11 protein-coding genes are annotated in these 13270 nt (G+C 42.1%); 5 read left to right on the top strand and 6 right to left on the bottom strand.

Annotated elements, in window-relative coordinates; genetic code table 11:
- The first annotated feature begins 125 nt into the window (after positions 1 to 125).
- Together MmiHf6_RS06785 and MmiHf6_RS06780 are read left to right on the top strand one after the other, a co-directional pair.
- A complete protein-coding gene (locus MmiHf6_RS06785) occupies positions 126 to 1439 on the top strand; it encodes a PDDEXK family nuclease (protein ID WP_316557039.1) in 1314 nt (437 codons plus the stop codon).
- Positions 1440 to 1727: 288 nt separating this feature from the next.
- A complete protein-coding gene (locus MmiHf6_RS06780) occupies positions 1728 to 2522 on the top strand; it encodes a 2-amino-3,7-dideoxy-D-threo-hept-6-ulosonate synthase (RefSeq protein ID WP_316557038.1) in 795 nt (264 codons plus the stop codon).
- Between the two features lie 66 nt (positions 2523 to 2588).
- On the opposite strand, the gene MmiHf6_RS06775 is transcribed toward MmiHf6_RS06780, so the two are convergent.
- A complete protein-coding gene (locus MmiHf6_RS06775; protein ID WP_316557037.1) occupies positions 2589 to 3602 on the bottom strand; it encodes a radical SAM protein in 1014 nt (337 codons plus the stop codon).
- A gap of 407 nt (positions 3603 to 4009) precedes the next feature.
- Between MmiHf6_RS06775 and MmiHf6_RS06770 the strand changes: the two genes are divergently transcribed.
- Positions 4010 to 4927, top strand: coding sequence for a hypothetical protein (locus tag MmiHf6_RS06770; RefSeq protein ID WP_316557036.1), 918 nt, complete (start codon positions 4010 to 4012; stop codon positions 4925 to 4927).
- Between the two features lie 249 nt (positions 4928 to 5176).
- Here MmiHf6_RS06770 and MmiHf6_RS06765 read toward each other — a convergent pair whose 3' ends face one another.
- The 4 genes from MmiHf6_RS06765 to MmiHf6_RS06750 all read right to left on the bottom strand — a co-directional run bounded on the left by MmiHf6_RS06765 (position 5177) and on the right by MmiHf6_RS06750 (position 8961).
- Complete coding sequence (locus MmiHf6_RS06765) at positions 5177 to 5563, bottom strand: hypothetical protein (protein WP_316557035.1); 387 nt, start codon at positions 5561 to 5563, stop codon at positions 5177 to 5179.
- Positions 5564 to 5848: 285 nt separating this feature from the next.
- Positions 5849 to 6601, bottom strand: coding sequence for an ABC transporter ATP-binding protein (locus MmiHf6_RS06760; RefSeq protein ID WP_316557034.1), 753 nt, complete (start codon positions 6599 to 6601; stop codon positions 5849 to 5851).
- Positions 6602 to 6679: 78 nt separating this feature from the next.
- On the bottom strand, positions 6680 to 7747 hold the full coding sequence (locus tag MmiHf6_RS06755) for a FecCD family ABC transporter permease (protein WP_316557033.1): 1068 nt from the start codon (positions 7745 to 7747) through the stop codon (positions 6680 to 6682).
- A 38-nt stretch (positions 7748 to 7785) separates the two neighbouring features.
- Positions 7786 to 8961, bottom strand: a complete 1176-nt coding sequence (locus tag MmiHf6_RS06750) for an iron ABC transporter substrate-binding protein (RefSeq protein ID WP_316557032.1) — start codon at positions 8959 to 8961, stop codon at positions 7786 to 7788.
- 215 nt (positions 8962 to 9176) lie between these two features.
- Between MmiHf6_RS06750 and MmiHf6_RS06745 the strand changes: the two genes are divergently transcribed.
- Positions 9177 to 9797 carry an FmdE family protein gene (locus tag MmiHf6_RS06745; protein ID WP_316557031.1) on the top strand — a complete coding sequence of 207 codons (621 nt, stop codon included), beginning with the start codon at positions 9177 to 9179 and terminating at the stop codon, positions 9795 to 9797.
- Between the two features lie 61 nt (positions 9798 to 9858).
- On the opposite strand, the gene MmiHf6_RS06740 is transcribed toward MmiHf6_RS06745, so the two are convergent.
- Positions 9859 to 10158: a hypothetical protein gene (locus MmiHf6_RS06740; protein ID WP_316557030.1), complete on the bottom strand. Its 300-nt coding sequence runs from the start codon at positions 10156 to 10158 to the stop codon at positions 9859 to 9861.
- A 261-nt stretch (positions 10159 to 10419) separates the two neighbouring features.
- Here MmiHf6_RS06740 and MmiHf6_RS06735 point away from each other — a divergent pair, with 261 nt between their 5' ends.
- Entirely contained in the window at positions 10420 to 12900 is a 2481-nt protein-coding gene (locus MmiHf6_RS06735) for a CDC48 family AAA ATPase (RefSeq protein ID WP_316557029.1), read from the top strand.
- Positions 12901 to 13270 lie beyond the last annotated feature (370 nt).

The following is a 13270-nucleotide window of genomic DNA, read 5'->3' as shown; positions in this document are numbered from 1 at the left end:
TACTGCAGACTTTTTTATAAACGGTTTTATAAACGGTTTTATAAACGGTTTTATATTGATTTGAACCAATCTCTTTTATCAAAAATTTGAAATAAATAATTTAAAAACGAAAGGATTGCAGCGTTATGAAAACAATTGAACATCTCTATCTGACCGTCGGAACCGACCCCGTTTCCAATTATGCCGTCGCCGATTTTTTCCTTGAAAATCAAAATTTAAAAACAATCCATTTCATACATTCGACAGAGGACTCCGAAAACAACATCCAAAGCACGGAACCGTTTGCCGCTCATCTCAAATCCGTTTTGGATAAAAAAGCCGGAGACACCCGAATTTTTCTGCACGGTATCCGTATCAAAGATTCCTTTTCCATTCACAAAGACATTCAAAATATTTTGTCCGATTTCGAAAGCTCTGAAAAATCAGATTTGAAAAATGTTCAAACCATTCAAAATGTTCATTTAGATTATTCGGGCGGCACAAAAGAGATGGCGCTTCATTCTTATGAAACATTCAAAGACGTCCTCGGCGAACGCGTCACTTTTTCGTATTATGATTCGCGCCGAAACCGGCTCAAAGAAGATTCAGAACTCGGTGAACCGGTTGATTCCGTTTTTCTCGGAGATAAAGTCGAAATTGATTTTGCCGACCTTTTTGAACTTCACGGCTACAGCATCATAGAAAACGAAGAGCACAGCGGTTTTGTTTTTTCAGTCGAATTTTTCAAAGAATTTTTAGACGCGCTTCAGGATCGGGAAAATTTTGAAAATTATTTGGATTGGCGCGACTATTTCTTCAGCGTTTATCCCGATTCGCGAAAAGTCGAGCCGGCCGAAAACAAAGTGAAACTGAGTGATTTGCTGCCGCCGGAATTCCCGATTTCAAAAGTTCTTGAAAAAATGATTTTGAAAATTCATGATGAGATGCCTGAATATTCGTTCTTGGAAGAAAAAGGCGGAGAATATTATTTAAAAACAGATGTCAGCAATAAACAAACGGATAAGCTTATCGAAACCCGAAAATACATTGTCGGCAGATGGTTTGAACAATATGTTTATGTGGTTTTGAAAGAAAATTTGCTTGAAAAAGAAATCATTTCATCGCTTGATCTCAATATTATGATTCAATCGGCGACAAAAAATTTCGAAATCGATGTTGCGATGATCAAAGGATACGAATTTTTCGGCGTTTCGTGTACGACCGACAAAACGCAAAGCTTATGCAAATCCAAAGGCTTTGAAATTCTCCACCGCACAAAACAAATCGCGGGAGAAGATTCTAAAGCGATTTTAATGACATTCATGAACGAAGAAAATACGGCGGAAATCGATGCCGATCTCAGCGATCTTTTAGAGGACAGGCTTCTTGTTTTAGGGCGGGATGATTTGTTTCCGAAAGAAAAATTCTGTCAAAAAATCGTTGATTTCTTGTCATCATAAAATCGAGTTTTAATTTAATTTTGAGTTGGTGCCGCCACTGCTGCCGACAGACTTCCGTCAGCGCCGCCGCGCGCGGACAGCACCCGTTTTTTTAAATAATCAAAAAGGCGATTGCATTTAAAAACCAAAAATAAAAAAATGAAAATTGTGAGTGTTCTTTTTTAAAAGATTTAAATATAAACAGCATTATCTAAAATTCGTTGTTGTAAAACATTTTTCTAAAATTTTATTCAAAAAATTCATAAAAATTAAAATATCTATCAAAATCAAATCAAAGGAATCCTTAGCATGAGCATGATCGGAAAGTCTATTCGTATGGAAAGGTTTGTTAAAAGAGATACCGGCAGAACAATTATTGCGCCAATGGATCACGGTGTCGGCGTCGGTCCGATCCGTGGCCTGACAAACTTGCCCGAAGCGGTCGACAGAGTCGCGCTCGGCGGCGCAAATGCTGTTCTCGGCCACATGGGCCTTGCCAAACACGGTCACAGAAAATACGGAAACGATGTCGGTTTAATCATTCACCTTTCCGCTTCCACTTCAATCGGCCCGAATTCCAATCACAAAGTTTTGGTCACAACCGTTGAAGAAGCAATCAAAGTCGGCGCCGACGCTGTTTCGATTCACGTCAACATCGGCGCGGAAGACGAGCCGGAGATGCTTCAAGATTTCGGTCACGTCGCCCGAAAATGCGATGAATGGGGAATGCCGCTTTTGGCAATGGTTTACCCGCGTGGCCCGAAAATTACTTCCGAATTCGGAAAAGACGTTGTCGCGCACGCCGCCCGCTTAGCCGCAGAACTCGGCGCAGACATTGTTAAAACAAATTACACCGGCGACATTGATTCTTTTAAAGAAGTCGTTAGAGGAACACCGATTCCGGTCATCATTGCAGGCGGCCCGCATATGGAGTCCGAGTTGGATCTTTTGCAGATGATTGCAGATTCGCTTGAAGCCGGCGGCAAGGGTGTCGCAATCGGCAGAAATGTTTTCCAGTCCGAAGACCCGACACGCACGACAAGAAGAATCAGCGCAGTCGTTCACGGCGGTTTTTCGGCAGAAGAAGCGTTTAAAATCGAGTAAAAGAACATTGTTCATTTACAAATTATTTTCTGTTATTGATTTGAATTGATTTTTCACTTTCTTAAATCAATCATCTTTTCCCGGAACCATATCGCATCCCGAACAGAGCGAACACATCGTTTCCGCTTTTTCCGGATGCAGATCATATTTTTCTGAAATGCGTTTCTGCATTTCATATAATTTTAAAAGTCTTTCTTCGGAAGGTCGCTCCATATAACATTCACCCTTTCGAAGCGCATTTTCATAAATCGGGCGAATGCAGGCAATGACGCCGATTTCGGCGAGGTTTTCAATCATTTGTTCAACGCTTTCATCGGTTTCGCCGAGACCGATGATGATATTGCTGAAAACTTTGCCGCGGCCAAAGAGGCGGACGGCATCTTTGAGTTCGACAAAAACATCCGTTTCGGAAAGTCCGGGGCAAACTTTTTTAAATATTTCCGCATCGGCAACTTCAATATTGTATTTGACTTCGGAAACGCCGGTTTCTTTTAATTTTCGGGAGCCTTCAGGCGTTGCGTAAATTGAAACACCGATTGGGACATTGTATTTTTTGAGTTCGGGCATCAAATCCAAAACACGATTCAGCTCGCCTTCCGGTGTGTTTTCAACGCCTGATGTGATTGAAATCGCTTTGACATTTCCTTTGTCAAAAGCGCTTTGAATGATTTCCAATGTCTCTTCTTTCGTTTTTGTATGCCCTTGAAGAATCGGGACGGAACAGTATTTGCAGTCAAAAATGCATTTTTCGGACAAATTGATGTAAGCCTGTTCGGGACAATGCGCCAAAGCGGGCTCGATTTTTCCGGTGACGATCAATTGATCCCGATAATAAACGGCAATGTCATTTGTTGTTGCTGTTTTTCGAATTTTAATCGGCGAATCCGTGTCTAAATTTAGTCGGACGCGCTTGTTATTTGAAGCGATAAAAACGGAACCTGCGCTTCCCGCGCTCGGTCCGGCTGTTGATTTTAAAGTCGGCAGAACCATTTTTTCATCTTCAACATCAGCAGTTCCGATTGAAAGTAAAAACGCTTTAATTTCTGTTGTCATCGGAATCTCGTGAATTATTTTCGTCATAATTTTTTCCGTTTTTGATTTTGTTTTCGTTTGGATATGCTTCAAGTTCAATTCATTATAATCATTTATATTTTATGATTTTTGAAAAGCAATATCTGTCGGTTGGTTTAATTTGTTTTTCATTTTATTTCTATTTGCTTTTCATTTTGTTTTTATTTTGTTTTTATTTGCTTTTTATTTAATTTTCTGCCGTCCGATATTAAAAAAGTTCACTTTTTCAAATAATCCGTAATATTTATATAAAATCAGTTAATAGTGTGGTTAATGTAAACCAAAATTCAAAAAATGGTTTACAATACTGTGGGAATAAGAATCGGCGGGCAAACGCCGACTCCCGAATTTGCTTAAACAAAACAAACAGTAAGGATAGATGAATAATGAATATAAAATATTTGCTCGGATCGTTTTTGGTCCTGCTTATCGCGGTTTCGGCAATCACGCCGGCGCTTGCCGTAAGCAACGCACAAAACAGTTCGAATGATGTCAAATTTGTTAAATTTAAAATAATGGATGATGCCCAATGGGAAAACATGACGGATGAAGAAAAAGAAGCTTTCGACACCCGTTTTGAAATCATTGAAGAAAACGGCGGCATCAGAGTCACCATGGCTCGTTCAGATGTCGATGAATCCGACGCCGAATTTAAAATCCGCATTGAAAAACACAAGCCTGTTGATATGAATCTTTTGGAAGCGATGAGCGCTGAAGAAAGAGAATCTTATGTCCTTACAGGATACAAGGAACAGCTTGATATTGAAGTCGAAGCGGGCAATTTGACTCAGGCAGAAGCGGATGAAATGTATGAAGCTTACAAGGCAAATCCGATGGCTGCAGCTTGTATTATTGGAAGCGGTATTCGTATGACAGCTTTGACGGCAGAAGAATTGGAGTCTTTAAAGGATATGACGGATGATGAAAAGGAAGCTTTCTTTTCCGAACATCTCAAGACAGTTCTTGATGAAGCAGTGGCTTCCGGAAAAATGACTCAGGCAGAAGCGGATGAAATCCTTGAAAACGGAATTTCCGCTCATGACGGCGTCATGGTTCAAGGAAACGGCACAAGTTTTTCAATTAAGATGATGGCGCCGCTTTCCGAAGAAGAAATTGAGACACTTCAAGAGATGACCTCAGATGAAAAGCAGGAATTCTTTTTGTCGCAGATTAAATCCAGTTTGGATGCAGACGTTGCAGCCGGCAGAATCACTCAGGATGAAGCGGATGAAATTTACGCTCACCATGAGTCAGGATCTGCAGGTTACACAAAGGGAGACAGATCTCATAAGACTGTTTCTTTCAAGATAAATGAGGCAATTACTGCCGAATAATTTCGAAAAATGAATAATCAAATATAAAAACGGAACCAAATCAAAAACAAACCCCTCTCCAAAATTTCAAATAAAGATCAAATAAGCATAAACTATAAATACTATTGAATGCTTGTGTTCATTGTAAACCAAATTGCAAAAAAAGGTTTACAATGAACAGGCGAAAATGATGAATGATTCTTCACATGATCGTCTGCAAAACGAAACCACCTGTAAAAGCAAACCATTTGAAAAACGACCAAACAAAAATTAAAATTGGTTCGCCGCTTCGCGCCGACCAATAAGTGAAAACAGATAAAAAACGAGCCAAGCAAATCGATTGTCGTGTGAAATCGATCGATATTGTTTGATCCCGGTTTCGGCAGTTTTCGTTAATTCGAATGTCTGCCGGAGACCGGAATCAAGCCCTTGCTTGATTTCAATGCTAAAAGCATAACCCAAAAAACTATTCAGTTTATCTCCACTAAACATAAACTGATGAAATAGTAAACCCCACCCCTGTAACCAATCAAAAACAAACCAAAACCAATCAAAAACAAAAGAACGAAATAAACCAAACCCTATAAACCAACCCCGTAAGGAAGGCGGCGCATGAGACTGTTCATGTGTCGCCTTTTTTCTTTTACCGGTCTTCATTTTAATTTATCTTTAATTTCCGTTCGTTTTTGACTTAATTTTCTAAAAAGTCATCGTTTTTTGATTAAATTTTTTTAAAAATGTCGTCACCCTTTGACTTAATTTTCTAAAGCCGTCATCGCTTTTTGATTTCATTTCTTAAAAATCATCATCGTATTTTGATTTAATTTTCTTAAAAATTGTGCAGTTCGCGCGCGGCGGCGCTGCCTGACAGAAATCCGCAAACTGCAAAACCTGCACTTTGTCAAAACCGAAATGAAAAATTACAGTAATTGTTATAAAATGTTATTCGGGAATAACGTATGGTATTCCCTTGAAATATTCAATATGGACTTTGACGCCGTAAATATTTTCGATTATTTCAGGCGTTACGCCCGAAGCATCGCACGCATCATGAATAATTCCGTCTTTCATAAACATGAATTTATCGGCAAAACGAAGTGCCAAATTAAGATCATGCATCGTGAGAACGGTTGCCGTTTGGTGGCCTTCCGTTACATCTCGAATGATTTTTAAAATTTCCAACTGATTATGAAGGTCCAAGCTGCTTGTCGGCTCATCCAATAAAAGAACGCTCGGCTCCTGAGCAATCGCGCGGCAGATACAAACTTTTTGAAGTTCGCCGCCGCTCATTTCATCAATCCGTCGAAGATGCATTTGTTCCAAACCAAAACGCTTAAGCGCAGCATCTGTAATTTGGTAATCACGTTGACTGACAGTCAGTCCGATATGCGGTTTTCGGCCGAGCAGCACAGCATCAAACACAGTCGTTCTTGAAACATCATTTCGCTGCGCAACGTATCCTATTTTTTGCGCAACTTCCTGATTGGAAAGTTTCGTCAAATCACTTCCATCCGCTATAACAGCACCCGCTGTCGGCTTTAAAATCATATCCATACACTTGAGAAGCGTGCTTTTGCCGACACCGTTGGGTCCCATAATCGCTAAAATTTCACCTCGTTCGACACTGAGTTCGATTCCGTTTAAAACTTTTCGGCTTTTGTAATCGAAATGAACACCGCTGACTTGAAGAATCATTTTATTTCCTCCATTTTTCCGTCATTTTCCATTTCATTCCTTTTCATCTCATTCTTTTCCATCTCATTCCTTTCCATCTTACTTCCCTCTCACAATTAAGTACAGGAAAATCGGCGCTCCCAAAAAGGATGTAATAATCGCAACCGGGAGTACATGCGGTGAAATCATCGTTCGCGCAACAGTATCGGAAATCAAAAGCAAAAGCGCGCCGCAAATCGCCGTTCCGATAATCAAATAACGATGATCATCACCGATGAGACGGCGCATAATATGCGGACAAACGAGGCCGACAAAGCCGATCACGCCTAAAAATGAAACGACGACAGCGCTGATGAGCGATGCTGCAATCATTCCGACCAACCGCAAACGAGAAACATTGACACCTAAACTCTTTGCCGTCTCATCACCTGCATCCATTGCGTTAAAATCCCAGCGTTTCCAAATAAAATAAATAAAACAGATGATGACCACGATTCCGATTATGATTATTTCTGTCCATCCGGCGCGCGCGACATCACCGAACTGCCAGAAAACGATTGCTGCAACTTTTGTTTCATCGACAAAATACTGAATCGCGGCAAGACCCGCAACCGCAAGCGAATTGAGCGCGACGCCGGCCAAAATCATTACTTCAGGCGTTGCCGATCGAATCTTTGCAACAATTAAAATGATGACAGATGCCGCCATGCTGAAAATAAAAGCGCAGATGGTTACAAGATACGGATTGTCAACAGAAATTGCATCTGCCATATTATTTCCGGTGGTGCCGAGGCCGAAAATCAAAATGCCGACAGCAGCGCCGAAAGCGGCAGCGTTGGAAAGTCCGAGTGTATAAGGCGAAGCCAGCGGATTTTTAAGAATAGACTGCATTGCAACGCCGGCAACAGCTAAGCCTGCACCGGCTAAGAGCGCGGTAATAATCTGCGGAATTCGAATATTCCAAATCACGCGGTCAAATAATCCGGTGCCGCCCGGTCCTGTCAGCAATGTTAAAATCACATCCTGAATCGGAATCCGGACCGAGCCGACGGAGATCGCAAAAAGCGCGAAAAGAATTAAAAAAAGGAACATTCCGACAACGATTCCGATTTTTTTTGCGGTGTATTTTTTGTACGCCGCCGGTTTTGTTCCGTCTTCCAAATGCATTTTTATCCCTCATACAATACAAATTTACAGATTTCACTTTATTTTGTTAAATCGACTTTTGTATAGGAAAGCCCGTCACCGTTTTCTTTGATTTTATCAAATACAGGCGCGCCGACAACGAATGTGTAAATTTCATCTGCTTTCTTTTCCGGATCGATATCTTTAAACTGGTCGGGGTAGAGGATTTTTCCGATGTAATAGCAATTGGCAAGTGCCGTTTCGTGATTAACGCCCATTGACGTATGCGGATTGACGGCATAAATTTCGCCTGACTTTGCCGCGCTCAATTCTTTATATGACGGATCGTTTTTCAATTCGGCAAAAGCACCGCCTCCGGCAGCAGTCAGGGTTTCAACATCTACAAAAATGATATCAGGGTCCCATTCCAAAATCACTTCTTTTGAAACAAGTGCGTATCCCGTGCTCGGGCCGCTGAGCGGAATGTCTGCTGCAACATTATTTGCGTTTAAAATTTCAAACGGTAAATAAATCGGATTTGTGCCGTTGAGTCCGTGCGGGCCGTTATATGCAACGCCGCCGACAAAAACTGTTTTTTCGGATGCGGGTACATCTTTGATTCTGTTTTCCAAATCTGCGGTTGTGTCTTCAAAATAGTTGATGACTTCTTTTGCGCGTTTTTCCGTGTGCGTTATTTCTCCGATCATCAGAAGCGTTTCATCAATTTTGTCTTTCTCGGTGACGTAATTGCCGCTGAAGAATAAAACGACGGGAATGCCTGTTTTGGATTGGATTTGATCTGCTGCTGCGATGTCGTTGGAAGATGTTGCGGAGTAGAATAAAACATCGGGATTTGCCGCCATTAATTTTTCAGCATCAACAATGGCTTTGCTTGCGCCAAGCATCGGCTTTTCTTTAATTTCCGGATGGGCGAGTGCATACGGGCGTTTGTCTTTTGGCATCAAATTGCTGCTGTTGTCCTGGTAATCAACGGCAACGACGCGGTCAACGAGTTCCAAATATACGAAATATCTCATGGAACCGGAACCGCTTACAGCGATCTTTTCAGGATTTTCGGGAACGGCGACAGTTCTGCCAAACGCATCTGTGACAGTAATCGTATCGTTGCTTTCAGATGTGTTATTTGAATTTCCGAGACATCCTGAAAATGAAAGACATACAGATAAACACAAAAATGTAATCAATAAAGCCGAAACGCTGATTTTCGCTGCGTCTTTTTGTTTAAATAATTTCATAAATATTCCGCCCTCTCAATTTTTACGGTTTTATATAATTTGTTTATTTTTTCATACAAAATTTTAAAAATTTAACAACAACTGTCAACAATTTTACTATATTTAACATTTGTTCTGACGAAATAATATGTTTAAAAAGTTTGATGGAAAAGTGATCCCATCGACACTTCCCTTTTTTAAATAAATTTATATAGGCGAAAGTATTATTTTTTGTTATGTCAGAAAATGTGATTTTAAAAAATATTTCCGAACGGACTTATGAGGATGCAATTGCTTTTCACGGTCATTCCTGCGGCGGGCTCGCTTTGGGATATGCGGCGGCTCTTTACGCGCGCGAACTTTTGGATTTGAATTATTCGGAAGATGAAGAAGTTGTTGTGATCACTGAAACGGATTCATGCACGGTTGACTCTGTTCAAGTCATTCTCGGCTGTACTGCCGGAAAAGGAAATTTATTTGTCAACAATTGGGGTAAAAACGCGTTTACTTTTTATAACAGAACAACCGGAAAAGCAGTTCGCTTGATGATGAAGCCTGATTTTTTCAAATCGAATCCTGAAATGGATGCTTTGCGCGGCAAAGTTTTTTCAGGCAAAGCCGATGAAAAAGAAGCTGCCCGCTATCGCGAACTTTCTAATCAGCGTGTTGCCGATATTTTATCAACCCCGGGCAGCCAAATTTATGATGTCAAAGAACCGCAGCAGCCGATTCCCGAAAAGGCGAAAATTTTTGATAATATTATTTGTCCGATTTGCGGCGAATCTGTCGGCGATGCGCGCTGCGTTGAAGTCGGCGGGCAAAAAATCTGTCAGTTCTGCGTTCAAACGCAAAAATAATCTCTATTTTTCATTTTTTTCAATTTCTTTAAAATGCAATCCTCTTTTTGATTTATTTTTCTTAAAAATTTGTGCGGTTCACGCGCGGCGGCGGCTGCGCCGAAAAAAATCGCGAAGCGATTTTTTCATAAACACCTCCCTCCAACCGGAAAACAAACACCTCCCTCCAACCGAAAACAAACACCTCCCTCCCCACCGGAAACAAACACCTCCCTCCCCCGGAAACAGAAACCTCCCTCCCCCGGAAACAGAAACTTCCCTCCCACCGAAACAAACACCTCCCTCCCCCGGAAACAGAAACCTCCCTCCCACTGCAAACCGGCGAAGCCTGAAAAATCGCGAAGCGATTTTTTACAAACACTGCCTGCTTGTAACATGAAATTTTGTGAGGCGAAGCCGAGCAAAATTTTTTTACAAACGCCGCCCTCAACTGCCCATGAAATTTTGTGAGCGAAGCGAGCAAAATTTTTTTACAAACACCGCCCTCAACTGCCCATGAAATTTTGTGAGCGAAGCCGAGCAAAATTTTTTACGAAAATTTATTATATGTGCGTCATAATATTAATTATTCTGTCATTTAAATATAAATGATAACATCAAAACGAAAACGAGGTATTCTCAAATGGCACAATCATCTATTCAACTTATTGTTCAGGAAGCTGACCGCGCAGACGCCGGCAAAGGAATTGCCCGCATCGGTGCAGAAGCCATGTCCCGTCTCTCTGTTGAACCCGGGGACACTGTTAAAATCACGGGCAAAAGATCGGCGGCCGCAGTTGTCGTGCTTTCTAATCAAGGTTCTAATAATATCAGCATCGACGGTTATATCCGAAGAGACGCAGGCGTCGGTATCGGCGACACGGTTGCAGTCGAAAAAGTTGTTCCGACAACAGCAACGCGCTTAACGATCCAGCCGGTCGGCGAAGCCATCAAATTAGACGGCAAAGATGTTGCTGATTTCATTCACAAAAGATATGCCGGAGCGCCGCTTTACAAAGGAAAAACAATTGCGCTTCCTGTTCAGGTTCAGCAGCAGCAGAAACAGGATCCGTTTGAAAGCTTCTTCGGCAATTCGTGGGCCGGCAGTTTCTCAAGCAGTTTCAGCACGCAATATTATGAATTTATTATTTCAGACCTCGCGCCCGATGACGTTGCGATTGTCGGTTCGGAAACAAAAGTCACTTACAAAGATTCCGCTTACAAAGGCGAAGACGGCCCGAAAGGAAAGTCGGCAGGCAACATCCATTATGAAGATATCGGCGGTCTCGGCCGCGAATTGAACATGGTCCGCGAAATGATTGAATATCCGCTTCGTCATCCTGAAGTCTTTGAAAAACTCGGCATCGAGCCGCCGAAAGGCGTTTTGCTTTACGGCCCGCCGGGAACAGGAAAAACATTGATCGCAAGAGCGGTTGCCAACGAAGTGAACGCTTACTTTGATACGATTTCCGGTCCCGAAATCATTTCCAAATATTACGGCGACAGCGAAGAAAAACTGCGCGAAATTTTCCAAAAAGCAGAAGAAAACGCGCCGGCAATTATTTTTATTGACGAAATCGATTCCATCGCGCCCAAGCGTGAAGAATCCAAAGGAGAAGTCGAACGCCGCGTTGTCGCGCAGCTTTTGGCACTCATGGACGGTTTAAAAAGCCGCGGCGGCGTCATTGTGATTGCCGCAACAAATCTGCCCGATTCTATTGACCCTGCGCTTCGCCGCGGCGGCAGATTTGACCGCGAACTTGAAATCGGCGTTCCGGACAAAGACGGACGCATGGAAATTCTTCAGATTCACACTCGAAATGTCCCGCTTGCAAGCGATGTCGACATCGGCAAATACGCCAACATGACGCACGGCTTTGTCGGCGCGGATTTGGCGCTCGTTGTCAAAGAAGCCGCAATGCACGCGCTTCGCCGCGAATTTCCGGGAATGAATCCGGATGAAGAAATTTCAAAAGAAAAGCTGGAAAGCTTAAAAGTCACCGTCGAAGATTTTGACGCGGCTCTTAAAATGGTTCAGCCGAGCGCGATGCGCGAAGTTTTGGTTGAAGTTCCCGACATCGGCTGGGACAATGTCGGCGGCTTGGATTCTGTGAAAGAAGAACTTCAGCAAGGCGTCGAATGGCCGATGAAATACGCGTCGGTTTATCAAAAATTCGATACAAAATCGCCGAAAGGATTCCTGCTGTTCGGCCCGCCCGGGACGGGAAAAACACTGCTTGCAAAAGCGGTTGCCAACGAATCCGAAAGCAATTTCATTTCCGTCAAAGGTCCCGAACTCATGTCAAAATGGGTCGGCGAATCCGAAAAAGGCGTGCGCGAAATTTTCAGAAAAGCAAGACTCGCTTCACCGTCAATTATCTTCTTTGATGAAATCGACTCCATCGTTCCGAAACGCGGCAGTTATGAAGGCTCTTCCCATGTCACCGAAAGCGTTGTCAGCCAGTTTCTGACCGAACTTGACGGCTTGGAAGAACTCAAAAATGTCATCATCATCGGCGCAACCAACCGCCCCGACATGATCGACCCGGCTCTGCTCCGTCCGGGACGCTTGGAAAAACACATTTATGTGCCGCCGCCGGATGCCGAGGGCAGAAAACAGGTTCTTGACGTCTATTTGGCAGGCGTTAAAGATTTGCTGGCAGGCGACTTGGACATTGACGATCTTGTCCAAAAAACAGACGGCTTTGTCGGCGCCGACATCGAAGCTTTGGTCCGCGAATCGAAGATGGTTGCCATCCGCGAATTTGTTCAGGCGATGGCCGGACAAAGCGAAGAAGACATCGATCTTGCTGTCGGAAATGTGCGAATTTACCGCAAACACTTCGATGAAGCGCTGAAACGCGTCAGACCGTCGCTGGACAAAGAAGGTTTGCTCCGAGCCGAGCGCGATTCCTGGTCTTTCAGATTCAACGAAGAAGAGAGAAGAACGCTTGAAAAAGCGTATGAAGCAACACTAACTGCCAAATATGGCGGCGGCGACGAATCCAAAATCAAAGATCTTGAAAAATTGCTTTTGACATACAGAAAAGATTTTGAAAAGATTCGAAAGCTCGTCAACGGATTTGATCAAAAGAAGAAAGATGATAATTACGACACAATGTAATAAATTGTGTCATTTTTAATTTTCATCCTTTTATCTTTCTTTTTTCATTTTTCTTCTTTTTTATCTTTCCTTTTTCATTTTTTCTTCTTTTTATCTTTCTTTTTTCATTTTTTTATTCAATTTTTCATTTTTACCTTTTTTTTTATTGTAAATACTTTTGTAAAAATTGTAAAAATCGCGTTTGTTTTTGATCATTTTTGAAAAATTTGTGCGGTTTGAGCGTGAGCGGGCAGCGACGAATATATTTTGTCAAACTCGTCATTTGACGTTTGTGATTAATTGAATCGTTTAAATTATATCAAAAATCCATTTTTACAGTCATTTATGTTTTTATACTTGGATTTTATTTATTATTTGTATGAAATCTTTA

This window comes from Methanimicrococcus hongohii, from assembly GCF_032594095.1.
Classification (GTDB): domain Archaea; phylum Halobacteriota; class Methanosarcinia; order Methanosarcinales; family Methanosarcinaceae; genus Methanimicrococcus; species Methanimicrococcus hongohii.
This window is presented reverse-complemented; position numbering and strand designations above follow the sequence as displayed.